The organism is Thermogymnomonas acidicola JCM 13583, assembly GCF_001316105.1.
Classification (GTDB): Archaea; Thermoplasmatota; Thermoplasmata; order Thermoplasmatales; family Thermoplasmataceae; genus Thermogymnomonas; species Thermogymnomonas acidicola.
In genome coordinates, this window is sequence record NZ_BBCP01000014.1 from 1 (window position 1) to 25,672 (window position 25,672).

Annotated in this window: 23 protein-coding genes and 9 pseudogenes; 16 read left to right on the forward strand and 16 right to left on the reverse strand. The window is 58.7% G+C overall.

Annotation, left to right across the window (positions count from 1 at the left end; translation table 11 throughout):
• Positions 1 to 220 (reverse strand): phage integrase N-terminal SAM-like domain-containing protein (locus JCM13583_RS10515; RefSeq protein WP_171823604.1); only part of this gene is annotated, 220 nt, incomplete at its 3' end.
• Positions 221 to 531: 311 nt separating this feature from the next.
• Between JCM13583_RS10515 and JCM13583_RS13240 the strand changes: the two genes are divergently transcribed.
• Positions 532 to 1,083 carry an alcohol dehydrogenase catalytic domain-containing protein gene (locus tag JCM13583_RS13240; protein WP_162509813.1) on the forward strand — a complete coding sequence of 184 codons (552 nt, stop codon included), beginning with the start codon at positions 532 to 534 and terminating at the stop codon, positions 1,081 to 1,083.
• Positions 1,032 to 1,517, forward strand: coding sequence for a zinc-binding dehydrogenase (locus tag JCM13583_RS13245; RefSeq protein ID WP_162509814.1), 486 nt, complete (start codon positions 1,032 to 1,034; stop codon positions 1,515 to 1,517). Before JCM13583_RS13240 ends, JCM13583_RS13245 begins: the two co-directional genes overlap by 52 nt.
• Here the strand turns inward: JCM13583_RS13245 and rpe are convergent.
• A complete protein-coding gene (gene rpe / locus JCM13583_RS10525; RefSeq protein ID WP_075057657.1) occupies positions 1,501 to 2,154 on the reverse strand; it encodes a ribulose-phosphate 3-epimerase in 654 nt (217 codons plus the stop codon). The two genes, JCM13583_RS13245 and rpe, sit on opposite strands and share 17 nt — an antisense overlap.
• Before the next feature lie 49 nt (positions 2,155 to 2,203).
• Positions 2,204 to 3,273: pseudogene (locus tag JCM13583_RS10530) on the reverse strand (isocitrate/isopropylmalate dehydrogenase family protein).
• A gap of 99 nt (positions 3,274 to 3,372) precedes the next feature.
• On the opposite strand from JCM13583_RS10530, the pseudogene ilvD reads away from it, so the two are divergent.
• The 3 genes and pseudogenes from ilvD to JCM13583_RS10545 all read left to right on the forward strand — a co-directional run bounded on the left by ilvD (position 3,373) and on the right by JCM13583_RS10545 (position 6,758).
• A pseudogene (gene ilvD / locus JCM13583_RS10535) lies at positions 3,373 to 5,055 on the forward strand (dihydroxy-acid dehydratase).
• An 88-nt stretch (positions 5,056 to 5,143) separates the two neighbouring features.
• A complete protein-coding gene (gene prs, locus JCM13583_RS10540) occupies positions 5,144 to 5,935 on the forward strand; it encodes a ribose-phosphate diphosphokinase (RefSeq protein ID WP_162509815.1) in 792 nt (263 codons plus the stop codon).
• Positions 5,936 to 6,013: 78 nt separating this feature from the next.
• Positions 6,014 to 6,758 (forward strand): annotated as a pseudogene (locus JCM13583_RS10545) (RNA 2'-phosphotransferase).
• 203 nt (positions 6,759 to 6,961) lie between these two features.
• Here the strand turns inward: JCM13583_RS10545 and JCM13583_RS10550 are convergent.
• The 5 genes and pseudogenes from JCM13583_RS10550 to JCM13583_RS13265 all read right to left on the reverse strand — a co-directional run bounded on the left by JCM13583_RS10550 (position 6,962) and on the right by JCM13583_RS13265 (position 9,665).
• Positions 6,962 to 7,823: pseudogene (locus JCM13583_RS10550) on the reverse strand (DNA adenine methylase).
• 152 nt (positions 7,824 to 7,975) lie between these two features.
• Positions 7,976 to 8,587: an FAD-dependent oxidoreductase gene (locus JCM13583_RS13250; RefSeq protein WP_162509816.1), complete on the reverse strand. Its 612-nt coding sequence runs from the start codon at positions 8,585 to 8,587 to the stop codon at positions 7,976 to 7,978.
• A 220-nt stretch (positions 8,588 to 8,807) separates the two neighbouring features.
• Positions 8,808 to 9,134: a hypothetical protein gene (locus JCM13583_RS13255; protein ID WP_162509817.1), complete on the reverse strand. Its 327-nt coding sequence runs from the start codon at positions 9,132 to 9,134 to the stop codon at positions 8,808 to 8,810.
• Positions 9,097 to 9,324 (reverse strand): annotated as a pseudogene (locus tag JCM13583_RS13260) (alkene reductase); the annotation flags it as partial. The pseudogene JCM13583_RS13260 and the gene JCM13583_RS13255, both read right to left, overlap by 38 nt.
• Complete coding sequence (locus JCM13583_RS13265; protein WP_162509819.1) at positions 9,273 to 9,665, reverse strand: hypothetical protein; 393 nt, start codon at positions 9,663 to 9,665, stop codon at positions 9,273 to 9,275. The gene JCM13583_RS13265 and the pseudogene JCM13583_RS13260, both read right to left, overlap by 52 nt.
• Positions 9,666 to 9,764: 99 nt before the next feature.
• On the opposite strand from JCM13583_RS13265, the gene JCM13583_RS10560 reads away from it, so the two are divergent.
• From JCM13583_RS10560 to JCM13583_RS10590, 7 genes and pseudogenes are all read left to right on the forward strand, one after another.
• Positions 9,765 to 10,682 carry a 2-hydroxyacid dehydrogenase gene (locus tag JCM13583_RS10560; RefSeq protein WP_075057658.1) on the forward strand — a complete coding sequence of 306 codons (918 nt, stop codon included), beginning with the start codon at positions 9,765 to 9,767 and terminating at the stop codon, positions 10,680 to 10,682.
• Between the two features lie 22 nt (positions 10,683 to 10,704).
• Entirely contained in the window at positions 10,705 to 10,983 is a 279-nt protein-coding gene (locus JCM13583_RS10565; RefSeq protein ID WP_075057659.1) for a hypothetical protein, read from the forward strand.
• Positions 10,983 to 12,440, forward strand: coding sequence for a thiamine pyrophosphate-binding protein (locus JCM13583_RS10570; protein ID WP_075057660.1), 1,458 nt, complete (start codon positions 10,983 to 10,985; stop codon positions 12,438 to 12,440). The genes JCM13583_RS10565 and JCM13583_RS10570 overlap by 1 nt, the downstream gene beginning before the upstream one ends.
• Positions 12,428 to 13,396: pseudogene (locus tag JCM13583_RS10575) on the forward strand (type I pantothenate kinase). The gene JCM13583_RS10570 and the pseudogene JCM13583_RS10575 overlap by 13 nt, the downstream one beginning before the upstream one ends.
• A 367-nt stretch (positions 13,397 to 13,763) precedes the next feature.
• Positions 13,764 to 15,081 (forward strand): annotated as a pseudogene (locus JCM13583_RS10580) (MFS transporter).
• 175 nt (positions 15,082 to 15,256) lie between these two features.
• The gene (locus tag JCM13583_RS10585; protein ID WP_171823605.1) at positions 15,257 to 15,778 is read left to right on the forward strand and encodes a cyclase family protein; all 522 of its coding nucleotides are present in this window, start codon (positions 15,257 to 15,259) and stop codon (positions 15,776 to 15,778) included.
• Positions 15,779 to 15,902: 124 nt separating this feature from the next.
• A complete protein-coding gene (locus JCM13583_RS10590) occupies positions 15,903 to 16,427 on the forward strand; it encodes an OsmC family protein (protein ID WP_075057661.1) in 525 nt (174 codons plus the stop codon).
• Between the two features lie 21 nt (positions 16,428 to 16,448).
• Here JCM13583_RS10590 and JCM13583_RS10595 read toward each other — a convergent pair whose 3' ends face one another.
• The gene (locus tag JCM13583_RS10595) at positions 16,449 to 16,793 is read right to left on the reverse strand and encodes a cupin domain-containing protein (protein WP_171823606.1); all 345 of its coding nucleotides are present in this window, start codon (positions 16,791 to 16,793) and stop codon (positions 16,449 to 16,451) included.
• Positions 16,794 to 16,916: 123 nt separating this feature from the next.
• On the opposite strand from JCM13583_RS10595, the gene JCM13583_RS10600 reads away from it, so the two are divergent.
• A complete protein-coding gene (locus JCM13583_RS10600; protein ID WP_075057663.1) occupies positions 16,917 to 17,444 on the forward strand; it encodes a hypothetical protein in 528 nt (175 codons plus the stop codon).
• Here JCM13583_RS10600 and JCM13583_RS13270 read toward each other — a convergent pair.
• Together JCM13583_RS13270 and JCM13583_RS13275 are read right to left on the reverse strand one after the other, a co-directional pair.
• Positions 17,431 to 17,706 (reverse strand): hypothetical protein, encoded by a 276-nt coding sequence (locus tag JCM13583_RS13270; protein WP_162509822.1) that lies wholly within the window; start codon positions 17,704 to 17,706, stop codon positions 17,431 to 17,433. The genes JCM13583_RS10600 and JCM13583_RS13270 overlap by 14 nt on opposite strands.
• A 29-nt stretch (positions 17,707 to 17,735) precedes the next feature.
• Positions 17,736 to 18,422 (reverse strand): PLP-dependent aminotransferase family protein, encoded by a 687-nt coding sequence (locus JCM13583_RS13275; RefSeq protein ID WP_171823607.1) that lies wholly within the window; start codon positions 18,420 to 18,422, stop codon positions 17,736 to 17,738.
• Between the two features lie 419 nt (positions 18,423 to 18,841).
• On the opposite strand from JCM13583_RS13275, the gene JCM13583_RS10610 reads away from it, so the two are divergent.
• Positions 18,842 to 19,294: an HAD-IIIC family phosphatase gene (locus tag JCM13583_RS10610; protein ID WP_075057664.1), complete on the forward strand. Its 453-nt coding sequence runs from the start codon at positions 18,842 to 18,844 to the stop codon at positions 19,292 to 19,294.
• 223 nt (positions 19,295 to 19,517) lie between these two features.
• A pseudogene (locus JCM13583_RS10615) lies at positions 19,518 to 20,852 on the forward strand (serine hydroxymethyltransferase).
• Here JCM13583_RS10615 and JCM13583_RS13280 read toward each other — a convergent pair.
• From JCM13583_RS13280 to JCM13583_RS10630, 5 genes are all read right to left on the reverse strand, one after another.
• Complete coding sequence (locus tag JCM13583_RS13280) at positions 20,807 to 21,097, reverse strand: SDR family oxidoreductase (RefSeq protein WP_162509825.1); 291 nt, start codon at positions 21,095 to 21,097, stop codon at positions 20,807 to 20,809. The pseudogene JCM13583_RS10615 and the gene JCM13583_RS13280 overlap by 46 nt on opposite strands.
• Positions 21,087 to 21,371 carry an SDR family NAD(P)-dependent oxidoreductase gene (locus JCM13583_RS13285; RefSeq protein ID WP_162509826.1) on the reverse strand — a complete coding sequence of 95 codons (285 nt, stop codon included), beginning with the start codon at positions 21,369 to 21,371 and terminating at the stop codon, positions 21,087 to 21,089. Before JCM13583_RS13285 ends, JCM13583_RS13280 begins: the two co-directional genes overlap by 11 nt.
• The gene (locus tag JCM13583_RS13290) at positions 21,365 to 21,715 is read right to left on the reverse strand and encodes an SDR family NAD(P)-dependent oxidoreductase (protein ID WP_162509827.1); all 351 of its coding nucleotides are present in this window, start codon (positions 21,713 to 21,715) and stop codon (positions 21,365 to 21,367) included. Before JCM13583_RS13290 ends, JCM13583_RS13285 begins: the two co-directional genes overlap by 7 nt.
• 116 nt (positions 21,716 to 21,831) lie before the next feature.
• On the reverse strand, positions 21,832 to 22,545 hold the full coding sequence (locus JCM13583_RS10625; protein ID WP_171823608.1) for a D-aminoacyl-tRNA deacylase: 714 nt from the start codon (positions 22,543 to 22,545) through the stop codon (positions 21,832 to 21,834).
• A gap of 352 nt (positions 22,546 to 22,897) precedes the next feature.
• Complete coding sequence (locus JCM13583_RS10630; protein ID WP_075057666.1) at positions 22,898 to 23,077, reverse strand: hypothetical protein; 180 nt, start codon at positions 23,075 to 23,077, stop codon at positions 22,898 to 22,900.
• Positions 23,078 to 23,203: 126 nt separating this feature from the next.
• Between JCM13583_RS10630 and JCM13583_RS14260 the strand changes: the two are divergent.
• Positions 23,204 to 25,623, forward strand: a pseudogene (locus JCM13583_RS14260) (valine--tRNA ligase).
• Positions 25,624 to 25,672: the final 49 nt, after the last annotated feature.

Below are 25,672 nucleotides of genomic sequence, written 5' to 3' on the forward strand. Positions count from 1 at the left end.
CATTCAGGGCCAGCCTCTGGCTAGCCTTTGAGTACCCCTTCTCCACGGCAAGGAACTCCTTGTACCTCTCTATATCCTCCTCATCCACGGCGATTTCCTTCCTGCCCAGGAATTCCAGGAACTCCCTGACCATGGAGATGTAGGAGCGGATCGTGTACCTGCTCCTCCTCTCCCCCCCTATGAGGTAAGTCTTGAAGGCATCTATGGCATCTCTCTCCACGGAGCCAAATAGGCCTACCTTCTATAAAACCTTGACAATTGGCTGGCGGATGGGGCACGGGAACACAAAGGCGGCGGTGCAGCCCCCGAAGGGAGTGCATCGCTCCCCCCCGCATACGACCAGAGGGTTAACTGGCCAGATGGGTTTCAGGCCGCTGCAGCCGGCAGTGTAACATTGCAGCCCCCTAGGACAGTCTGTTTAGGCACCGGTTTCGGTATCGTAAAAACTCCGGGGAGCAGCTGTAAGGAATCGCACAGCGAGCCATTTTACAGGCCCCCATCAGGTTAAATAGGTAGAGAAAATTTGAGGTCATGCTCGCGGTTGTGGTCGACAAACCCTTTGGTATCGAAAGCCTGAGAGTGACAGATGTCAAGGAGCCGGGTGAGATGGAGAACGGCGTGAGGATAAGGGTCACCATGGGTGGCATAAACCCTCTGGACTATGCGGTTGTTAACGGCAGGGTGCTTTACAACCTGAACCCCCCCCTGCCCCCCCACATAGTAGGCTCCGAGATAATAGGCGTTGTGGAGGAGGACAAGTACGGCTTCAGGAAGGGAGAGAAAGTTATCGTTTACGACAGGGTCTTCGACGGCACCTGCGACCTGTGCCTCTCCGGCAACGAGCACATATGCAGGAACGGTGGCATATGGGGTGTTGTCACCAACGGCGGCTTCACTGAGCACGTGGTCGTGAGCAAGGAGGCCCTGTTCAGGCAGGGATCTCTTTCCGACGAGGTGGCCGTGAGCATTCCAATTGCGGCCCTGACCGCCTACCATGCGCTCATGAGGCCGGGGCGTCCGCCACCAAGTCTGTGCTCGTCTACGGTGCCTCTGGAAACACAGGCCTCTTTGCGCTGCAGATAGCGAAGGCGATGGGCATGGACGTATATGCGGTCTCGAGGAAGGACTGGGTTTCGGAGTTCGGTGCTGAGAGGGTGTTCAGGCCCGGATCAGTGCCGGATGACCTCAGGGCTGACGTGGTGATTAACCCGCTTGGCACCCAGTTCTGGCAGGATTCGCTGAAGCATGTTGCACCGAAGGGCTCCGTTGTGACATTCGGCGTGCAGACAGGGGGGGCACAGGGAGAGGTCAACATAAGCCAGATCTACCCGCAGGAGATCTCCATCGTGGGCAGCACCGGTGGCACAAGGAAGGAGATGCAGGAGCTCATAAACATGGCAATAAAGCACAGGTTCAGGGTGAGGGTGCACAGGAAATACAAGCTCAGAGATGCCGTACAGGCCTTCAGGGAATTCGGGATTGACAGGGAAGGCAGGGCACTCATTGAGATGCAGTGACTGATCTCAGTGCCCTTATCCTTTCCTTCACGTTCCCACCGAAAATGTAAGACGCTGAGACCAGTATGTCAGCGCCGGCCTCTATGGCCATCCTGGCAGTCCTGTCGTTTATGCCGCCGTCTATCTCTATCTCAACGCCGAGGCCGTGCTCATCTATGTATCTCCTCGCCTTCTTCACGTTTTCCAGGGATGATGGGATGAAGCTCTGCCCAGAGAAGCCTGGGTGCACGCTCATCACGAGGAGGATCTCGCAGTGCTCCAGGAACGGGAAAGCCTTGGAAACGTCAGTCTCAGGGTTCACCACGATGCCACACCTTCCGCCCTCGTTCCTTATGGCCTCCATTGTCCCCTTGAGGTCCACCGGGCTCTCGTAGTGGAGGAGCAGTATGTCTGCGCCGGCAGAGAGGAACTGTCTGAAGTACCTGTCCGGCCTCTCGAGCATGAGGTGCGCCTCCAAGGTCCTGTCCGTGACCCTCCTGACCGCCCTGACCAGGTCTGGCCCCATGGTCAGGTTAGGCACGAAGTGCCCGTCCATGACGTCCAGGTGGAACATCTCCACACCTGCGTCCTCGCACTTCATTATCTCGGTGGCCAGGTGGGAGAGGTCACAGGAAATGATGGATGGTGAGATCTTCATGGTTGGTGATGTATGTGGCCATTATAGATGTTCCACTACCCCATGTTCTCTATGACCTTATCCGTGAACCCCCCCTCCGAACCCAGGTGCCCCCCCCTAGGTCCTGGGTGAGTGCGCCCGATGACATCGCCCTTATGACTGCACTCTCAAGAGCCACAGCAGCGTCGCGCTTCGAGAGGAAGTCTAGCATCATTGAGGCGGACAGGAGCATGGCCACTGGGTTAGCGATACCCTTGCCTGCGATGTCAGGCGCGGAACCGTGCACGGGCTCGAACATGCCCATCCTCTCGTTAAGGTTGGCGGAATAAGCGACGCCAAGCCGCCCACCGTGGCAGCGCGAGGTCCGACAGTATGTCACCGAACATGTTCTCTGTGACGACGACGTTAAGCCTGTCGGGGTGCAGCACCATGTACTGGGCCATGGCGTCCGCGTACATGTGCCCTGCCTCCACGTCCCCCCCGTAATCCGCTGACACCTCGTCGAACACCCGCCTGAAGAAGGCGAAGGACCTGAGGACGTTGCTCTTCTCCACACAGAGCACCCTCTTCCTCCCGTCCCACGGAGAGCCTCTGCCCCCCTCCTCGCTATTTCAAAGGCCATCCTAGAGACCCTCTCCACACCCTTCCTCGTTATTATCTGATTATCCACCGCCACCTCGTCCCTGAGCTCCATGCCCCCCCCGAAGTGGCTTGCGTAGAGCCCCCCCTCGCTGTTCTCCCTTATGAGCGTGTAGTCTATGCTGTCTGGCCTGCTGAAGTTCCTGAGGGGGGAGAGGAAACGCCTGGGAGCAGCCTCACTGGCCTGACGTTGGCGTACAGATCGAGGGAGAAGCGAAGGGCCAGTATCAGGTCCAGGCCACCCTCTGTCCCCTGCCTGTTCCTTATGCCAGGGTCTCCCATGGGGCCCTTCAGTATGGCCCTGAACTTCCTTGCCTCCTCGATCACGCCTTCCACTGTCCACTCCCCCCCCTGGGAAATGGACCTTGCACCCACATCGTACTTCACAAATTCCAGGCCCAGGCCATAGGCGTCATTTAGGGCCTCAAGGGCCCTGATCGCACAGCCGACGACCTCCGGGCCTATGCCGTCTCCCTCCAGGACCATGATCCTCTCTGACATTGTACGGTGATTACGGGCCAGTTAATACAGTAATGCACACTCTGTACCGGGGGGGGAGCAGTGACAAAATTTATCACGGATGCACACCTTACAACGATCATGCTGCGCTCCAGGCAGGTTTACGGAGGCGTTGAGAAGTCGCCCAACAGGGCATTCCTGAGGGCCATGGGCCTGACAGACAGGGATATAGAGAGCCCCCCCTTTGTGGGCGTTGCTGTGGCCTGGAATGAGGCCGGGCCGTGCAACATACACACCCTCGGCCTGGGCAACAGGCTGAAGCAGGGTGTCCAGGAGGCCGGCGGCACACCCAGGATGTTCGCCACACCCCCCCTGGTGATAGACGGCATAGCCATGGGCTATGAGGGCATGAAGTACTCGCTTGTGAGCAGGGAGATCATCGCAGACACTGTAGAGATGACGGTCAATGCACACGGTTACGATGCCGTGGCCTGCATATCTGGCTGCGACAAAACTGGGCCCGGCATGATGATGGCCATGGGCCGCCTGAACCTGCCATCCATAATAATGTACGCGGGCACGACGATGCCCGGTTACTACAACGGGAGGGAGATCGCTGTAGGAGACGTCTACGAGGCTGTGGGCGCCTACAGTTCCGGAAAGATAAGCAAGGAGGAGCTGCAGGCGATGGAGATGCTGGCTGTGCCCACCGCCGGCTCCTGTGGCGGCCTGTACACGGCCAACACCATGGCCATGATGACCGAGTCACTGGGCCTGGCACTGCCAGGGAGTGCATCGCCCCCGGCTGTTGTTGGTGCCAAGGGCAGCTTCGCATATGAGACGGGAAAGGCCATCATGCCCCCTTATAGAGAACGGGATCAGGGCCAGAGATATCCTGAAATACGAAGCCTTCAGGAACGCAATAGCCATGCTCATGCGTCGGGAGGGTCCACAAACGCCGTGCTGCACCTGATAGCCATCGCGTACGAGGCCGGGGGGTGAACCTCACACTGGACGACTTCGAGGAGATCGGGAGAAAGGTCCCGGAGATCGTGAACATGAAGCCTGGAGGGGAGTTTGCAATGGCGGACTTCGATCAGGTGGGTGGCGTCCCGGTGCTGATGAAGAAGCTCCTCGACAGGGGATTCATCGACGGCGATGCCCTCACGGTTACAGGCAAGACGGTGAAAGAGAACCTCAGAGACGTCAGGCCAAGGGCAGGTGTTGAAAGGATCATCGTAGACTTCTCCAGGCCCAGGTACCCGAGCGGTGGCATAAAGATACTCAAGGGTACACTTGCACCCGAGGGTGCGGTCGTAAAGGTGGCGGCCTCCAGCATAACGAGGCACAGGGGGGGGAGGGCAAGGGTCTTCGATTCTGAAGACGAGGCCTTCAGGGCAGTGATGGAGAGGAAGATAGAGAGCGGGGGGGATGTCGTGGTGATAAGGTACGAGGCCCAAGGGAGGGCCAGGGATGAGGGAGATGCTGGACGTCACAGCGGCAATAGTGGGCCAGGGCTCGGTGACACAGTTGCGCTCGTTACTGACGGCAGGTTCTCAGGCGCAACGAGGGGGATGATGGTGGGCCATGTGGCACCTGAAGCGTTCGTCGCCCCCCCATAGCGCTCCTCAGGGACGGTGACGAGGTCGTCATAGATGCGGAGGAAGGCAGGATCGATATGCTTGTGGACGAGGGTGAAATGGAGAGGAGGAGGAAGGAGTGGAAGAGGCCTGCCCCCCCAAGCACCCAACCGGGCTGCTGGCGCAGTACGCGTCCATGGTCACGTCAGCGTCCATGGGTGCCGTGCTCATACCCGAGATCTGAGGATGCACGCCGAGAGCATTATTTCCACGCCCTGCGCTGGTTGCCGGGGGCGTGGGAAGGTATTTAACATACCTCTTAATTAAGAAGCGTGGAAAAAATTGTAGTGCCGTGTTCCTCTTCGCCGTCCCTGGCAAGGTCTGTTTCTGACGTCCTGGGCGCACAGGTCGCTGAAGTGGAGAGGAAGCGGTTTCCAGACGGTGAAATGTACGTAAGGGTTCTGAGCGATGTTGCCGGCAGGGAGGCCTTCGTGCTCGGAAACACGAACAGGGACGATGCCTACCTCGAACTGCTCCTCACCCTGGATGCATGCCGTGAGAACGGTGCATCTAGGGTCATTGCGGTCGTGCCCTACTTCGGATACGCAAGGCAGCACATGGTATACAAGAGGGGGGGCGAGGCGGTGTCCTCGAAGGTCATGACGCTGACCATAGGCGAGTTCGCGGACAGGATAATAACTGTGGAGATACACGATGAGATGACACTGAAGTATTCGAAGAGGCCATTCATGAACGTCAGCGTCTACGAGAGCATGTCCGCCTACTACAGCAGGAAGGGTGTGGACCTGGTTGTTTCACCTGACGATGGCGGGCTCCACAGGGCAGAGATGCTTGCGAAGGGCCTGGAATGCGATTTCTTCGCCATTAACAAGAAGAGGATAGATTCGAGGACCGTATCCATGGAGGTGCCCAATGTCGATGTCAAGGGCAAGCGTGTCCTGCTGGTTGACGACATAATATCCACCGGCGGCACCATAGCAAAGGCCGCCTCCCTGCTAAGGGATATGGGGGGGCATCCTCAGTTTACGTTACAGCGGTGCACGGCGTCTTTGCCAACAACTCCGTATCCAAGATCCAGGAGGTTGTTGACGAGGTTGCTGTGACGAACACCATAGAGGGGGGGATCTTCAGCAAGATAGATATCGCACCTGAACTGGCCAGCGCCATGGAGGTGTACATGGATGGCCGCATACCTGAGAAACTGTGAGAGGCACGGCCCTTTCAGGGGGGGAGATGCGTGCCCGGAGTGCGGGTCGGCCGGAAAGCTGCTGATGAACGACAGGGAGATCGAGGCTGTTGGGAGGATACTCGCCGGGATGCTCCGGCACTTCCCTGACAGGTACGGCATACGCCTAAACGAACATGGCTGGGCACGCATATACACCATCGTGCCTGCAATAAAGGCACAGAAGAGGCAGTTCGGGTGGATATCGCCCTACCACATAGAAGCGCTGGCAAAGACCGATCCGAAGGAGAGGTACCAGGTAAACGACAGGAAGGAGATAAGGGCAACCTACGGGCACACAATACCCATAAAGATAGATGACTTTCCCAGTGACGGGATACCGGGAATACTGTATTACCAGACGACCGATGAGGAGATGGAGTTCATACCTGAGACAGGCATAAGCCCTTCGGACAAGACCTGGGTGCACCTGTCCTCCACATACAGGAAGGCGTACGTTGCGGGCCTCTACCATGTGGACAACCCGAGGGTGATCGGGATAGACGCCGCCGCCATGCTGGAGGCTGGCCTGGACATAAGGAGGGCGACCAGCGACGTCTACCTGACCGGTGAGATCTCGCCCCCGGTTCGTTGTTGAGGTGGAGAGGGAAGAGGTCTCGCTGACGGAGGAGGAGATGAGGGAGATAGAGGAGGTCAAGACAAGGAGGGAGAGGAAGGTGCACAGGGACAGCAGCCAGTGAGTAAGCTCTTTTTGTACCGCCCATAGTCATGCACCATCTGGGTTGATATATGGATGCCTGCATTTAGTGCTGCTCTCAAGTGTGTCCTCCGCTACACTTAAGGAAATCTAACCCTGCCGCACCCCCCCCATTTCTGCGGGATGTCTCGGGCCGCTCTTAACTGGGCCTGGCCTGCCCCCCCTGCACAGTTCCCGTGGGGGTGTTCATTCAGCCCTGTAGTTCCTGATGACGAGCTCCTCCACAGGCCCCCCCTTCTGTATGGGACAGAGTTGATGTTCCTCCTGGCCCTTAACCTAGTTATTTCGAACCCGGAGTAGAGTGCCTCGATTAGCTCGCTTCCCGAGTTGCTCTCCATCACCAGTACGCCACGCCTGTCCAGGTCCCTGAACGCCTTGCACAGCCTCACCTGGTCGTCCATGCTGAATCCGGCAGAACTGTAGTCTGTGAAGCTGGAGGATGGGCTCACAGGCATGTAAGGTGGATCGAGGTACACGAAGTCGCCATTTCGCGCACCCTTCAAGGCCTCCTCGAAGTCCACGCTAAGGATTTCGGCGGACCTGAGCACCTCGGAGAGCAGGTATATTTCATCCTCACCGGGCATGGATGGACTCCGGTACCTCCCGAAGCACGTTGAACGCCCCCCCCTGGAGTTGACCCTGTACAGGCCGTTGTAACAGTGGCGGTTCAGGTAAATGAAGAGGGCGGCCTTTTCGGCAGTGCTCCCCCCCCAATTGAGTTGTACCTCTCCCTTGCGAGGTAGTAGTCCTCCCTGCTGTTACTGAACCTCAGCCCTGACAGCTCTTGGATGAGTTCCTCCGGCCTGTGCTTGATGATCCTGTAAAGGTCCATTAGATCGCTGTTTATGTCGGATATGACCGCTCTCTTGAGCTTTCCACGGTTGTGCAGTTCGATCAGCAAGGCCCCGCCGCCAAAAAAGGGCTCGTAATAGGTCTCAAATCTCCCGGGCACCAGGGAAACAAGGTCCTCAATTATCTGCCTCTTGCCGCCGGCCCATTTCACAACGGGCCTGGCCCTCCCTGGGACGTCCGTGGGCCGCCGGTGGATACATCGGCCCCCCCACGTATACCTGTGGCCTTAAATTCTTTTTTTCCACCGTGATCCATGCGGCAATCACGTCTTTCAAAACCGAGCTGTGCTGGATGGAAAATGGCAGGTTTTTCCCTGGGGGGGCACAGCCCACTTTACCTTTGCGCAGGTCAGAGGTATAGGTTTCCCTCCAGGGCAAGCATGTCGTCCACGGCCTTCCTCCCTGACACCATTGCGGCCCTAAGGTCGTACTGTTCCCTCACGATGAGCCTAACTGTGGGGGGGTCCTCAAGTGATCTAACGAACCTGACCCCTCTGGCCTCTGCGGCCTTCCTGAAGCCCATAGCCCTTGCCCTGTCCAGAGATGACAGGGAGCGCTCTGTCATCGTTACCTCTGCCTCCCCAGCATACCTCAGGGCAGCGTCGTGGTACATGTATATGTTAGAGTCGATTCTGAGCTCCCCCCCACCCACGGGCTTGACCTCGCTGTATGTCACTTCCGGGGTGCACAGCAGGGCATCTTTTCCCCCCCTGAACTCCTCCCCCCCCAGGACAACTTGTACCCCCCCGGCCTTTTCCAGCGCATACCTGTAGTAGTCCAGGAGCCTTGAGAACTCCCTCTTCTTGCGCTCGTCAAATATGTGGAGGAGCTGGCCACCGAGCTGGCCTGCCCTCTCGTACAGTGTGACCCTGAGTCCGAGCTTGGATGCGTATAGGGCTGCCTCCATGCCCTTAACCCCGCCGCCGGCAACCACCAGGTCCCCCCCACTGTACCTGGGCATGCGCTCATAAGATGCCTCGAATCCTGTCTCGGGGGTTCACGGTGCACCTGACCTCACCCAAGGATAGGTCCCTGCATGCCTGGTTGCACCTTATGCATGGCCTCAGAGACTGTGGTTCGTTCAGCACCTTGTAGGCAAAGTACGGGTCTGCAAGGTGTCCCCCTGCCAACTGCCACGAAGTCCACGGTCTTCAGCGCCTCCTCCACGCCAGCCGCGTCAACTATTGACCCGACTGCACAGTGGTTACCCTTGGCCTTCTGCCTATCATGCGGAGGATGTGGAGCGTGTCACTGTAGAATGATGCGGAAGAGCCCGGTGGTGCGTTCCTGCCGGAGGATAGGTGCACGTAGTCGATGCCCCTCAGCGAATCTGCCACCTTCACCCCGTACTCTGCGCTGTAACCGTCCTCCTCATACTCAAGGACGCTTATCCTTATGCCCACAGGTATGTCCAGCTCTGACTTCAGCGCATCCACGATTTCCTGCGGGAGCCTGAGCCTGTTCTCGAAGCTACCCCCCGTACCTGTCCGTCCTCCTGTTCGTCGCAGGGGGGGATATGAACTCGTGCAGCAGGTACCCGTGGGCGCCGTGGAGCTCTATGCCGTCAAACCTGGCCGCATGGGCTATCTTCGCCGCCCTGATGAACTGCTCCCTAACCTCCTCCACCTCGGATGTGGTCATTTCCCTCACCTGCCTGCCAGGTACTCCATTGCGGTGGGTGCGAAGTTCTCCTTCCTGTTGATGTCGGCATTGGCCTTGCCGCCAGCATGCACAATCTGCATGAAGGCCTTGGCGCCGTGCCTGTGTATCCTCTCGGTCAGCCTCCTCAGCTTGGGGGGGACCCTCTCGTAGGAGTACGCGGCAAGCTGGTTTGGAGAGCCCCCCCTGGCATTTGCATCGTTTATGTAAGTGTACTCCGTTATTATGAGGCCTGCCCCGCCCCTGGCCCTTGCCTCAAGGTATGCCATGTGGCCTCCGTGGTTATGCTCCGGGGTGGCCAGGTTCGATATCATCGGTGCCATGACTATCCTGTTCCTGATCCTGACGCTGCCAATGTAGCCAGGCTCTGACGCACGCATGGTGGGTTAATTTTCAGGGTAGATAAAGAGGTAATGCAGGCCAGTCAGGAGGAGGGGGGGCCGTGGTAAACTTATATCGAACAGTATGCATTACAGTGTATGCGGATTCTGGCTATCTTGCCGCCCTTCATACCGCTTAACCAGGTGGAGGAACAGTCAAGGCAGGTGTTCCAGGACTTCCACTTAAGGACTGACGCCGACTTCGATAGCGACAGGGCAGAGGTTCTGATCGTAACTACATTCACCAGGGTTGACAGGTCGCTGCTCTCGAGGATGCCGGAGCTGAGGTTCATACAGGTCGCATCCACTGGTTACGACAACGTCGATCTCGAAAGCGTGAGGGAGAGGGGGGGCATAATGCTGTGCAACATACCGGTTGCGAACAAGGAGAGCGTGGCAGAGCACGTGATCGCGATGGCACTGGCGCACCTCAAGGACCTTGTGTTCCTGAATTCAGAGATGCATGCGGGCAGGTGGCCAATGCTCACGTCCTCCAGGGACCTCATGGGAAAGACGTTCGGCATAGTGGGCATGGGAGCCATAGGCAGGAGGCTGGCCGAGAGGCTCATCGCTTTTGAGGTGCGCATCCTCTACTATGACGTGATAAGGCTCCCGGAGGAAGAGGAGGAGCGCCTCGGCGTTACCTACGTGGGACTGGACGACCTGCTCAGGGAGAGCGACATCGTTTCCCTGCACGTGCCACTGACAGATAAGACGAGGGGGGGCCTCCTGGATGAGAGGCGCCTCAGAATGATGAAGGACGGCGCCATCCTCATAAACACATCCAGGGGGGGAGAGGTTGTGGACGAGGGTGCGCTCGTGAGGGTGGCCAGGGAGAAGGGTTTGAGGCTTGGCCTTGACGTGTTCTCCGTCGAGCCCATAGTTCCGGGTTCCGGGCTGACGGAGCTCGAGAACGCCATACTCTCACCGCACATCGCCGGAGTGACTGTGGAGAGCCAGATGAGGTTCCTCCAGGAGACCGTGGCAAACGTCCTGCGCTACGTCCAGGGGGCTTGAGCCGCATTACAGGGTGCTCTAGATGATAGGACACAGGAACCTCTCGGAGAGCCTGAAGAACCTGGGCCTGCTCCCCCCCATCGCAGGAAACCCCCCCGGGACTACAGAGATACCTGCCCTCAGGGACATAGATGACTACATCCTGTGCCTCCACGATTCCATAGCGGTGGGTGTGGCCGAGGGCATGTACCTTGCCGACGGCAGGCCCAGGGTGGCCAGCCTCCACACGATGCCTGGCCTCGGCAACTCCATGGCTTTCATAAACACGGCCAGGGCAAACGGTTCCCCCCCCTGGTCATAATGGCAGGGCAGCAGGACACCAGGCACACAGTGCTCGAGCCGCTCCTCTACCATGACCTTACAGGCATGGTGCACTCATCAGTCAAGTACGCCTACGAGCTCAGGGACCCGCACGACATACCTCTCGCCCTGAGGACTGCACTTTCAAGGGCCTTCACACCGCACTACGGCCCGGTTTTCCTCTCCGTTCCCATGGACTTCATGGACAAGGATGCTGGGGAGCCTGCAGGGCCGTTCGTGCTCCCTGGAAACATGGCCGTGGACAGGGAGGGCCTGCAGGAAGTTGCTGAAATGATCGACGGAGCGAGGTCACCGTGCATTGTGGCCGGGTACGAGAACGACATATACGGCCACTTTGGAGGGGGGGTTGAGGCGCTTGCAGATGCCATCGGGTGCCCGGTGTTCGCAGAGCCACTGGCCTCCAGGTCACCGTGCAGGTCCAGGGACTGCGTTGACTCTGACCTGCAGCCAGCGGCAGCACTGATAAACATGAGCCTGCTGCCCCCCCATGACCTTGTGATACTTGTAGGCGCAGACCTGACCCTGTACCCCTACACCCCCCCCATAGGCCTCCTACCAGGCAAGAGGGTCGTCTACATAGGCTACTCACCCACCGGCAGGCACAGCCTGCAGGTGTACGGCAACCCCGACGCGTCAGCCCTCTACCTCTCCACTCTGGTGAAGAGGAAGGGAGAGAGGGTGCACAGGGAGAGGGTACGGGACAACACCAGGCTTGCAATAATGAAGAGGAAGAGGGAGAGCGGGTACATCCTCTCCCTGGCCGCAGAAGTATTTAGGGACAGGCCTGTGGTTGATGAGGCGATCTCCTCGTCCCCCCCTGTGCTCAGGAGCACTTTCGGGTACCGCTCCGGCATGTACTTCACGGCCAGGTCAGGCCAGCTGGGGGGGTGGGGGGGCCTGCCTGCAGCCACAGGCATGGCCCTGGCCGGGAGGCCATCGCTCCTGGTGATAGGTGACGGATCCCTCATGTACACAGTACAGACCCTCTGGACGGCCAAGAAATACGGCGCTGACGTCAAGGTGGTCGTGCTGAACAACCACTCCTATGGCATACTGCGTAGCTTCGCCAGCAGCTACTACGAGGACGCCGCCGGGAAGGAATACCTGAAGTTCGACCTAGACATACACGGGGGGGTGGCGAAGAGCTACGGCATACCAAGCATGGATTTGGAGGAGAGGCATGACGTTGTGGAACTGTCCAGGACAGAGGGGGCCCTGCATCGGTGTGTACGAGGAGGGCGCAGGCATAAAGAAGCTCTTCCTCTAGCCCCCCCTGCAAGGATTGGCCATACTCCAGCAATCTGGCGGTGGCATGGCCCTCTAATGGCCCTCAATGCGATACCATGCACAGCCACCTTTGTTGAAGGGGGCCCGGGTACAATGGCAGGGGAATGTTTTAATGCGAGGTTCTGCTGGATATGCAAATGGCACTGCTAGGCAGCCTGAGCCCGTACCTTGAGCTCACGAGGGAGGAATGGGCGAAGCTCAGCGACTACAACAACCTGGAGGTCACAGAGGAAGAGCTTGCTGAAATCAGGGGGGGACTGAATGAGACCCTTGACCCCGAGGAGGTGAGGGATGTCTACCTCCCACTGGCCAGCCTCATAAGGCTGCACAGGAGGGCAACGGTGGAGCTGTTCAGGGCCAGGAACACCTTCCTCAGGCGCAGGGACCTGGAGGTGCCATACATCATTGGCCTTGCCGGCAGCGTGGCGGTGGGCAAGAGCACCACGGCGAGGATGCTGAGGACGCTCATGTCCTCCTGGTCCGACTATCCCAGGGTATATGTCGTGTCCACTGATGCCTTCCTCTACCCCCCCAACAGCGTCCTGGAGGAGAGGGGGGGCCTGATGGATAGGAAGGGGGGGTTTCCTGAAAGCTATGACCTGCCTGCACTGATCAAATTCCTATACTCACTCAAGTCTGGGGCAAGGCACCTCGAGATACCGACATACTCCCACCTGAAGTATGACATAGTGCCCGGGGGGAGAGGCAGGTGATCGATGAGCCTGACATCGTGATCCTCGAGGGGGCTGAACGTGCTCCAGACCAAGGGGGGATGGCCAGGTCGCCAACATGAAGAACCTGTATGTCTCTGATTTCCTTGACCTCTCAATATACCTTGATGCCAGGGAGGAGCATATACGCAGGTGGTACATAGAGAGGTTCCAGATACTCAGGGAGACTGCGTTGAGGAGGCCTGAGTCGTATTTCAGGAAATACGCCTCCCTTTCCCCCCGGAGGAGGCTGAGGTGGTCGCTTCGCAGGTCTGGGATGCCATCAACGGGCCCAACCTCAGGGAGAACATAGAGAAGACGAAATGGCATGCGGACCTCATAGTGGTGAAGGGCCAGGACCACAGGGTCAGGTCCGTGCTGATGAGGAAGATATGACCCCCGGGGGGGCTAAATGTGTTTTCGGCCCGTCCTGCCTGGGTGCACCTGTACTGTAGTTCGATATTGTTTGGCACGTGGAGGCTGGTCGCTATCTGGCTTCCGGGTGCATGCTGCTGGGCCACGCCTTCCTGGGTAAGGCGCTCGCCTTGCCGCCACCCGCTGATGACAGCGCCAGGTCACATGGTGTTCCTGATCGTTCCCTGAGGAACCCTTTCCGGCTGCACCCGTGATACCATGCGCACCGGACTGCATACCGTCTCCAGGCCCCCGGGGGGGCCCATACCTGGTACCGGACCCTTCAAGTGGGCTGTGTCGCACTTCAGCGATCTGAAGATTGATGCACCCGGCTAGCCTTCGGACAAGCATGCAGGGAACCGGCGCGAGCAGGGAGGGCTGGGTGCAGGTGATATCCGCCTATGCTGGCTGGCTGATGGACGGGTACACCACGATCGCCTATGCACTCGCAGCCGTTACCCTCTCCTCACTCTTCTTTCCTTCCAGGATAGGTTTCTTCGGGCTCATAGCCACCTTCGGCGGCCTGGCCTCGGAGGAGGTTGCAAGGCCCGTGGGAGCCGTTATCCTGGGCAACTTCCTGGGTGACAGGGTTGGCAGGAAGAGCATGCTGACGCTCACCATACTTGGCTTCTCCCTCTTTTCCGCGGCAAAGGGCCTGCTCCCAACATACTCCACAGCAGGCTTCCTGGCGCCCCCCCTGCTCCTCTACATCCTGCTCTTCGCTGAGGGACTGTTCGCTGGCGCCGAGTACGGGGGTGGCACGGCACTGTCCATGGAGAGTGTGCCCGCCAGGATCAGAGGGCCCGTTGGCGCATTCGTGCAGAGCGGGTACGGCACCGGGTTCTTCATAGTGTCGTTTGTCTATGCCGCACTCTCCACCCACTATGGCCAAGCTGGCTTCACCGCTATGGGCTGGAGGATCCTGTTCTTCACCACCGCTGTGCCGGGCCTCCTTACGCTTGCGATCAGGGCCGCGGCTAGGGAGAGCGGAGTATTCTCGGATATGAAGGAGAGGCAGGAGATCGAGAAGGAGCCAGTTTCCGCACTGTTCACCAGGGGTTGGGCCCCCCCACTGGCCTTCTCCCTTGTGCTAACATCTGGACTGCTCTTCATAAATGCTGCCACCTTCACCTTCTACCCATCGCTCCTCTCCATACTCCACCCAGGGATCAGCGGCTCACTGGTCGGCACCTACAGTGCTTACATCAACCTTGTCTCTCTGTTCGGTGTCTGGCTGGGTGGCTTAATCGCCCTCATGGTCCCAGGTAGGAGGGTGGCCATGCTTGTCTACGGCCTCACCTTCACTGTTACAGTTTACCCCCCCACGGCATTCTTCGCCTTCCACGGCACGCCTTCCCTTGACCTTGCCATGTTCAGCGTCCAGGCCTTCTTCGAGGCCATGGTGTTCTCCACCCTTCCCGCATTCCTGTCAGAGACGTTCAGCAAGAAGTACAGGGCCACGGGCGTGGGGGTTCGCTTACAACGGGGGTGGTGTGATGGCAGGGTTCGCGATATCCATAGTTCTCTACACCTCCGTCCTGGTGAAGAGCCTTTTCACGGCCTGGACTATGTGGCTGCTGATAGCGGGCGCGGTCATGCTGGTAGGGACTGCCCTGTCCAAGGAGACCTGGAAGAGGGGGGGAGGAGAGGATGCGATCACGTGGTGACCGTGCCCTGAAGCGCCGTGCGGAACATGGACTCCATGGGCTGCTTGTGCAGGGGGGGCTTTCACAGGGCATCGCACATGGAGCGCCAGGCCCCCCCCACACCTTTACCTGGAACCGCGCGGGGTGTGTCCGTTGCAGATACGTGGGTTTTTTAAGCCATTCTCCATGGTTGTGCGTGAGGATCCACGACCTGACTGCGGAGGTAAGCACACACATGCCCGTGTGGCCAACCAACCCTCTCCCTGTCATTGAGCCGGTGGGCATAACAAGCAGGGACGGCTATGCCATAGAGAGGATCAGCGCGATGACGCACACAGGCACACACATAGACGCGCCCTACCACTTCATTGACGGCGGGGGCCACGGTGGACGCGATTCCCGTGGAGCGCCTTGTCTCAAGAGGGTTCTGCATAAGGCCTGGTGTGAGGGGGGAGAGGAGATAAGCAGGGCGGACCTGGAAAGGGTGTGGGACAGGAGGTTCAGGGGAAGCGCTATCCTTATAGACACTGGCTGGAGTAGGAGAAGGGCCTTCACCAAGGAGTTCCTGTACGGTTTTCCAGGCCTCTCAGAGGACGCTGCGGACTTCCTGCTGTCGCAGGAGGTCGGAATGGTTGGCATAGACACGCTGGGAATAGAGCCCTACAGCCACCATGGCTTTGAGGTGCACAAGAGGCTGCTCTCCGCGGGCGTGTCATAATAGAGGACATGGCCAACCTCGATGCCCTGGAGGCCGGCAGGGAGTACACGGTGGTGGCGCTGCCCCTCAAGCTCAGGGGGGGAGCAAGCGGTTCGATGGCCAGGGTGATAGCCATGGAGGTGGAGTGGTGAGCGAGGTCAACAACATAGACCTGGATAAGGTGAGGAGGACAGCCGAGAGGGCACAGGAGAACGGCGGGCACTTCCCGGTTGAGAAGACGATAGAGGGCACCTTCAACCTCAGGGGGGGCAGCCCGATGTTCACCGCCACGCTTCAGTCCGATTACTCGTCTTTCACTTACTCCGCAGATGAGCCTTCGGCCCTGGGTGGCAGGGGGGGAGTCCACACAACGCCCCCCCTCAGCTACCTCCTCTTCGGAGTAATGTCGTGCTACGCCTCCACCCTTGCGATCCAGTGCGCCCTCAGGGGCCTGAAGCTTGGGGAGCTCAGGGTCACCGGGAAGCTGTTCTACGACCTTGCCCCCCCGGTGGTGTCCGGGGAAGAGGCACCTATAATAAAGAGGCTGGAACTCCACGTGCATGCAGACAGGGAACTGGGTGACCTGATAGAGATATCGAGGGGGGGTAGGTGCCCGGCCGTTTACGCCATAAGCCACCCCCCCATAGAGACCGTGATCAGGCAGGACTGACCGCCTGCGCTGCCGGCCATCTCACTTCTTTATCCATTCCTGCCTGACCGGGCTGAACACCTCTATGTCCACAGTGTCCTCGAGCGCCCTGGCCGAGTGCTCCACTGACCCAGGTATCACGATCACGTCACCGGCCGACAGGATCCTGGTCTTCCCGCCAACGGTCATCTCCAGGCTCCCGGACATGACCCATGTTATCTGCTCACTCTCGTGCCTGTGTGCTGGCACCTCCGCTCCCTTCTTCAGGTCTATCATGGTCAGCATCGATCTTTCACCGTAGAACACCCTCCTGGTCACGCCGGGAAACATCTCGACCCTCTCCGCTTCCTTCCAGCTGCCAGACTGCATGCATGTGCATGCCGGCATCGTTAATAAGGGGGGGTGTTTAGTAAAAATCATTCACAATACTAATTACTCCTACAGCGATACATACACGATGGAAGACCCCCTTCTCAGGACCTCCGCCTTGTATCTCCCTCAGACCTGTTCATGGCTGACAGCTCTGTGAGGATCATCTCCATGCGCACCAGTGTGCCTGATGTGAACGTTTCCGGGAGGTGCACCGTGTGCGCTCCGGTCTCACCGTCCATTTCCTCCGTTGTTGAGTGCCTGAGGTCGCAGAGTGGGGGGGACATCCTGGTAGTCCGTGGTTTTCCGGATGCATACGTTGTGGACGAGTCCGTTGCGTCCCTGGCTGAGGCCAGGGGGGGTTACTCAGCCATTGTCTGCCTCGGCTCCGTGAAGCAGGGGGGGATGGCTTCCAGGGTACCCGTTGTGTTTGAGGGGGGGGAGAGCGCTGTACCCGCCCTGGGCCGGAACGATGGCTGGGATGACACTGTGGAGATCTCCGGGTCGAGGTTCTCCACCGGCACCCTGGCACGGGTTGAGGGTGGCTACGTTGGCCTTGTGCCCAAGAGGGAGGAGAAGAGGATAGTCTTCTCGGCAGGAGTGATAAGGCTCAAGAGTGCCATCATGGCCATGGACTACAGGAGGGGGGGGCTCCTCAGGGAGAACTAGGCCGGAACACACGGCCGAGCCTCCTGATGCCCTCAGAGATTTCTTCCCTGCCTGGGTATGAGAAGTTCAGCCTGGCTGTGCTGTAGTCCGGGTCTGATACGAATGTGCTGTCTCCCGGGAGGTAGAGGACGCCGCTCTCAACGGCCCTCATGACCATCTTCCTTGTATCCACGCCCTGAAAGCGGGCGAATATGAACATCCCGCTGTCAGGGAGGACGTATGAGACCCTGTCCCCAAACTCGGACCTCAGGGCCTGGTCCATCCAGTCCCTCTTCCTCCTGTAGGCCTCGACTACCCTCCTATGTTCCTCTGTATCAGGCGCCTCTCAAGGGCCTCGGAGCATATGTACTGGGAGAGCGTGTTCGTGTTCAGGTCTATGAGCTGCTTGACCCTCGAGACGCTGGATAGCAGCCCCCCCGGGTCTCCGGCAGCCCACCCTATCCTGAGGCCGGGCGCCAGCACCTTTGAGAAAGTTGACAGGTATATGACCCTGCCCTGCCCCCCGTCCATGGACTTGAGTGGCCTTGGCCTTGCACCTGAGTAGTTGATGAGGCCGTATGGGTCGTCCTCTATTACCATCAAGTCATACTGGGAGGCGATCTCCAGGATGTGCCTCTTCTTCTCCTCGCCCATGCTTGCGCCTGTTGGGTTCTGGGCAACCGGCATGACATAAATGAACTTCCTCCTGCCTGGTTCCTCAGACCTCACCGCAGCCTCCAGCGAGTGTGTGTCAATCCCGTCCTCCTCCATGGGCGACGGCCTTACCCTGGCACCGAACTCCCTGAAGACCGTGTAGGCAACGAAGTAAGTGGGGGGGTTCTCTGTGAAGACCGCGTCGCCTTCCCTGAGGAGAGACATGGAGATGGAGAAGAGGGACTCCTGGGAACCGGTGGTGACAAGGACAGAATCCGGGCCCTGGCCACCGATGCCGAGCTCTTCTTCCATGTACCTTGAGATCCTCTCCCTGAGCTTTGGCACACCCATGGCGGCAGAGTACTGCAGTGCGTCCTGCCCCCCATCTCACCAATTACCATGCCCGCTATCTCGGACAGCTCCTCCCTGGGGGAACACTGAAGGGTCAGGAAGGCCGCCTGCAAGGCTGATCATGCCTGGCCTGCCCGCATAGGCAAGTATCCTTTCCAGATCCTCGTTGGTCGCCCTTGAAACATATTCCGTGCTACCCATCCTCTGCAAAACTATCGGTAACGAATCCCCTGCCTTCCTTAACCTTTCCCATGGGCGTACTTACCCTCAGGCATCTGTTAATGCGTTTCATTAATATACTCACAGCGATGGGGGGGCTGCCGTGGATAGAAGGCGGCCATGGTTGCTGATGATGGACCTGGATGGCACGGTATGGGATCACCTGAACATAACCGGCGTTGACCCACCATACCGTGTGGAGGGGGGGCGTGCTTGTATCGGAAAACGGCACAAGGATAAGACCTTACCAAGATGCAATAGAGTTCATCAGGTGGTGCAGGTCCAATGGTGCAATAACTTGCACACTGAGCTGGAACAGGTTTGACTATGTGGAGGAGGCCCTGAAGAAGCTCGGCATATGGGAACTCTTCGACCTGCACGCAACGGAGTACACCCCTGACAAGGCAGGCAGGCTGCGCAGGGTCCTGGACGGCCTCGCCGGCGGTGGCCTCGTGATACCTCCGGAGAGAGTGGTCTATGTGGACGACAGGGACATCCACATGGAGGAGATAAGGCGCCAGGTTGGGGGGGAGGTCATCTTCATACACATATGGAAGGTAATAAGGGACTACGCGGAGGCCAGGAGGATCGTGGAGGATAAGGTACTTGGCACACCTGCAGCCAGAGAAGGGCCTGCCGGACAGTGACCCGGTAGTTCACGGTCGATACCACGACACGCACCAGGGAACTTGCACCTCTCCCTTCAGGTTTGGCCGGTCAAGCCTCACTACTGCCGGAGAGATGTACTCTCATCACTGTGTTCCGCTGGCCCTGTGGAGAGGTGAACACAAACAATATCTATGGCAACCGGTTTCTCCGGTGGACTCCCGGCAGGCAGGCATGGGAGGTTAGGAGTGTAGGTGCTTGATTATGGAAAGGCCCATCGATTATGCGCTGGCCATCAGGGACCTGGCCAGGAGGCACAACGCGCTCTTCAGGGATTCGATACCCCCCCTGATCGCGTCCGAGAACATCATGAGCCCACTGGCCATGGAGATGCTCCTCACGGACTTCGGTTTCAGGTACGCTGAGGGCTTGCCACACCACAGGTACTACCAGGGCAACTTCTTCGTGGACCAGGTTGAGGACATGGTGACCGAGCTTGCGAAGAAGGTGTTCGGTTCCAAGCAGGCTGACCCGAGGCCCATATCTGGGACGAACGCGAACACGTCTGTGCTCTACGGCCTCACGCAGCCCGGAGATACAATAACCACACCCCCCCGCTTGAGGGAGGGGGGGGCACATAAGCGCAGCCAGGTTCGGCGCTGTTGGCCTCAGGGGGGGCCTCAACCCTGTCAACTATCCCTTCGATGTTGAGGAGATGAACATCGACATAGACGGCACGGCGAAGCTGCTCAGGGAGACGAGGCCGAAGCTGGTGCTCTTCGGGCAGTCCGTGTTCCTCTTCCCCCCCACTCCCCCCCTGAGGGAACTGAGGGACGTCTTCGAGGAGATAGGCTGCACCGTCTGGTACGACGTGCCCATGTGCTGGGCCTGATAGCGGGCAAGCAGTTCCAGGACCCACTGAGGGAGGGGGCGCATATAGTGACAGGGAGCACCCACAAAACACTCCCTGGCCCCCCCCAGCACGGAATAATCCTGGGAAACGCGGATGAGGAGGTGTGGAAGGCGGTGCAGAGGGGCGTGTTCCCCCCCGGGACGCTGAGCAACCACCACCTGAACGCCATGGCTGCCCTCGGTGTGACGCTTGCGGAGGCCATGGAGTTTGGGGGGGAGAAGTACGCGGCGCAGGTTGTGAAGAATGCCAGGGCCATGGCAGAGGAGCTTGCTTCCCTTGGAATGAAGGTGCTCGGCGAGAAGAACGGCTACACGAGGTCACACACACTGGTGGTGGACGTCAGGGAGTACGGCGGTGGCCGCAAGGTGGCTGAACTGCTGGAACAGAGGAACATAATCCTCAACAAGAACATGCTCCCGTGGGACGACAGCAGGAAGTCCCAGAACCCCAGCGGGCTCAGGATAGGGAGCCAGGAGGTCACGAGGATAGGCTTCAGTGAGGACGACTGCAGGGAGGTGGCCAGGCTTATACACAGGGCAGTTGTGAAGGGGGGGGAGGAAAAGGAGAAGATAATACAGGAAGTAAGGGAGCTGAAGGACGCACACAGGGAGGTTAAGTACTGCTTCGGCAGGCTGGAGGCCTACAGGTACTTCGAGATAGCCGATCTTGGCGACTCAGGGCATTGACCTGACAATGCTCCGTCAATCACAATGTTTGCACCGGTTATGTAGGAGGCCCTATCAGAGATAAGGAAGGCCACGAGCTCCCCTACCTCCTCTGGCCTGCCGAGCCTGCCGGCGGGGGGGATCTGGGACACGATCTTCCTCACCTCTTCCTCTTCGCTCGTACCGTTCCTGAGGGCGCTGGCTTCCGCTATCCTTTTCACCCTCTCCGTCTCTATATAGCCCTGGGAAATGCTGTTAACCCTTATGCCCCCCCGCGTGAGAACTCAAGCGATTGTACCTTTGAGAGGGCCACCACGGCTGACCTGAGGGATGACGATATGGAGAAGCCTCAAGTGCCTGCTTCACCGTCATGGATGTGACGTAGACGATGGAGCCGCCGCGGCCCCCCCAGTTCAGCCTGGCAAAGTCCCTCGAAAGGGTCACGCTGGCGGAGATGAACATGGATATGCTCTCGTCCCAGTCCGCATCGCTCAGTTCCATGAAGGGTGCGACCCTGGGGTCCCCCCCGTAGTTCACCACCAGGCGTCCACATGCCCAGACCACTGGGCAGCCTTTGCAACTATTCCCCCCCTCACGTCCTCCCTCTTCCTTAGGTCCGCCCTCAGCGGCATCACGTCCCTGCCCGATGGATCGATCTCCCTGGCGGCAGAGTATATCCTATCGCTCGATGATGCTATGAGCACCCTGTACCCGGATGAGACGAGTACCCTGGCTATACCCTTTCCGATACCAGAACTGGCAGCGGTGACAACTGCGCACTTCCCTTCCGACATTCCATACCCCCCCCTGCGTGCCCAGGGGGGGTGAAGCCCCCCCTGTATGCCCTGAGGGCTACCCCCCCATGGCCTGAAGGCACGTGTCAATCTGCAGGGAAAGTAATAACTTTTCCAAATGCTTGGGCATACCGGTTCAGCCTCCCTGGTTTCGTGCGTGTTGCGCTGGACTGGCTGGGAAGCCACCGGAGCCGGGTGTGTGCAGGTCAGATGATCACCGTCTCCATGCCCAGTTCATCTGCAACGGCGCTCACGATGGCCTTGCCCTCGGACTTCACGCCCTTTCTGTCCACCAGTATGCCCCCCCTGCATCCGGGTGTCTTCCTTATGGCCTCCAGTATGCCGCTCCTGTCCGTAACCGCAAGGCTGTGCTTCGATACCATGTGGCCCACCGGTATGCCGTTCTCAACCGCGTACTCCGTTATCTTGGGCATGTAGTGGCCCCCCCCGCCAACCCCCCCTATGAAGGTTGGCCCGGAGCACTGGTGGGCGCTCTCCACAGCCCTGAGGACTGCATCGAGCACCTCCGGCCTGTGCCAGTCCTCCGGTGTGGTGCCTATCTCAATGTAGAAGTTCGGCGTCTCCATGTAAGGGCCATGGTGTGTGGCCTCAAACGTTATCTCGTACCCGTTACCGCTGTAAGCCTCCCTCAACTCCTTCAGGGTCGGCAGCATGTAGCCGGGGTCGCTCACGCTCACGGTCCTCTCCCTCCCGCCAAGGTCAGCCGGCCCAAAGTTTCCCGTGGGATGCACGGTGAGGGATTTTATCTGTGCTGATGAGCTGTGCCTGGACAGGAACACCACGTCCTTGAAGGCCTCGCCCGAGAGCCTCGGGTCCTTATCCACGTTGTCGCAGTATATGTGCCGCCTTTCCACCAGCATGTAAACAAAGGAACTGTCAGCGTAAAGGCCATCGCCCACCTCCTCAGGCCCCCCTCGCCTCAACGAAGTGCCTGAACATGGTGAGGCTTGCGTCATCCTCCTTGGAACCCACTATGAGGCGCCTCATTCCGGAACTCAATACGATGTCTCTATTAAATCATGGTACAGGTGTTCGGCCTTGGCCTTTACCTTCCTCCTGTCAGATAGCATGCCTTCCAGCAGGCGCCTAAGGCCGGGGGGGTCGCTCACCTTCCCCCCACAGCTTCGGAGATGCCCCTGAGTGATTCCTCCTCCAGCTTCGATATGAAGAGCAAAGTGTCCCTCAGGCTGTTAGGGTCCACATCCCCCATGGCCAGGTGTTCTGTAGAGCCTATCTCCTTTATCTCCCTCCTTATCTCTCCCTGTGCTCCTCACCGCTCTCGATTCCCCCCCTGAGGAACCTTATGGTGTTCTCCCGGCTCTGAATGAAGGCGTCCAGGAACATGATGATGTTGGAGAGGCTGCTCCTGTCCCTCAGCTCCATCATCTGGCCCAGGATGCCCTCCTCGTTCCTTATGATCGAGTCTATCACCCCCCCACGGTCTTCCCCCCTCTCATATACCTTAAGTATTCCCGCTTGAGATAAATATGTAAGCATTTCCATCCCGGCATATACGGGATCAAAAGGTTATCTACAAGTTGAAAATAACAACTGGAGATGGAACTTGACATCAGAGGCATGGAAGAGAGCGTGAAAAGGCTATGGGATGACCTGAACCTGTACTCATTCAAATACGACGGAGGCAGCAGGGAACAGTACTTCACGATAGATACGCCCCCCCCGCCGACCATATCTGGAAAGATGCACATGGGCCATGCCTTTTCTTACCCGCACCAGGACTTCATCGCAAGGTACAAGAGGATGAGGGGGTACCGCGTGTTCTAGCCCCCCTGGGGGGGTTTCGATGACAACGGCTTGCCGACGGAGAGGTACGCGGAGAAGGAGCTTGGGGGGGTGAAGGCGGAGAACATGGAACTGGGCGAGTTCATCAGGGCATGCCAGGATGTGGCAAGGAAGGCCGAGAGCGAGCTCCTCAGGACATGGAAGGACATAGGCATAAGCGCGGACTTCAGCGACTTCTACACCACATCATCGAACTACAGCAAGAGGATATCGCAGAGGATGTTCATAGACCTCTACAGGAAGGGCAGGGCTTACAGGACTGCAGCGCCGAGCATCAGGTGCCCGACTTGCAAGACGGCAATATCGCAGATCGAGATGAAGGACCAGGAGATGAGCACAGACTTTGTGTACATCGAGTTCGGAGTTGTCGGTGGCGGGTCAATAACGATAGCAACGACCAGGCCGGAGATGCTCGGTGCGTGCATAGCTGTCCTGGTGAACCCCCCCGAGGACGAAAGGTACAGGCCCTACAGGGAAAGGAGGTGACCGTACCCATATACGGCCAGAGGGTCAGGATAATCCCGCACCCATACGTGGACCCGGCAAAGGGCACGGGTGCGGAGATGCTCTGCACCTTCGGGGGGGACCAGAACGACCTCCAGATATGGAGGGAGCTCAGGATGGATGCGAGGATCATAATAGATGACAGTGGCAAGATGAACTCCATGGCTGGCCCCCCCTGGCCGGAATGAGCATCCAGGACGCGAGGAAGAGGGCCATCGAGATCCTAAGCTCAAGCGGCTGGTGGAGAAGGTTGAGAGGATCAAGCATTCCGTGAACACGCACGAGAGGTGCAACACGCCCATTGAAATAACAATAAGCACGCAGTGGTTTGTGAGGTACCTGGACCTCAGGGACGAATTCCTTAGAAGGGGGGGGAGTGAGGTGAACTGGATCCCGGAGCACATGAGGTCTAGGTACGAGAACTGGATAAACGGCCTGAGGTGGGACTGGTGCATATCAAGGCAGAGGTACTTCGGCGTCCCGTTTCCCGTGTGGTACTGCAGGTCCTGCGGCGAGGTAAAGCTGGCCGACCCTTCTGAACTCCCGGTGGACCCGAGGGTGCAGCCGCCGAAGGGCAGGTGCGAGAAGTGCGGCTCGGACCAGTTCGAGCCCGAGAGGGACGTCATGGACACCTGGGCGACCTCCTCTCTAACCCAAGGATAGCCCTGACCAGGTACGGCGCCTTCGAGAGCCTCTACCCGATGGACATACGCTTCCAGGGACACGACATAATATCCTTCTGGGCCTTCACCACAATAGCGAGGTCACACATACACGACGGCAAGATACCTTGGAAGAACCTGTTCATCAGCGGCAACGTCTACGACCCTTACGGGCAGAAGATGAGCAAGAGCAAGGGGGGGAACATAGTGGAGCCGTCAAGCGTAATAGAGAAGTACGGTGCCGATGCCCTGAGATACTGGGCATCGACAACACAGCCCGGGGGGGAGGACATAAAGATAAGGGAGCAGGACTTCGTGAGGGGGGGCAGGAGGACTGTGATCAAGATTTACAATGCCTCCAGGCTCGTCCACATGCTCTCCGATGGAGCAGGGCAGCACTGGGACGGTGTCCCGAGGCTCCCGGAGAGCCGCTGGATCCTCTCGAAGATCCAGGGGGGGCTGATAGTGGAGGCTACCGGTGAAATGGACCAGTACCAGGTGTCTAAGGCAAGGGCCAGTGTGGACAACTTCTTCTGGAACACCTTCTGCGACAACTACCTGGAGATGGCGAAGGCCAGGGCATCACGCTGCAGGGAGACCGGCGACACTCAGGGTGCCAGCGAGACGGCCGCTGTTGCTTCCCTGTCACTCCTGACGCTCCTGAAGATGTACGCTCCCTTCCTCCCGTTCATAACGGAGAGCGTCTACCAGGAGTTCAGGCTGGGAGGGGAGAAGAGCATCCACCTGGAGAGGTGGCCCTCAGAGGACTCGCAGTACAGGGACGCGGAGTACGAGAGGATGGGCGACAGGGCTGTGGATATCATGGCCGCTGTGAGGGCCCTTCGCTCAAAGAACAACCAGCCACTGTCTGTCCCAATACCCAGGCTCAGGGTGAGGGCCGACCCGGAGACCGTTTCCAGGTTCGGTGAGATAATAAGGCTGACCATGAAGATAGGTGAAATGGTCACGGAGGAGGGCCAGGACGTGGCCGTGGAGGTAATCGCCTGAGTCCCAGTCCCCAAATGTTTCATAGGAAATGGAAATCAGACATAATTTG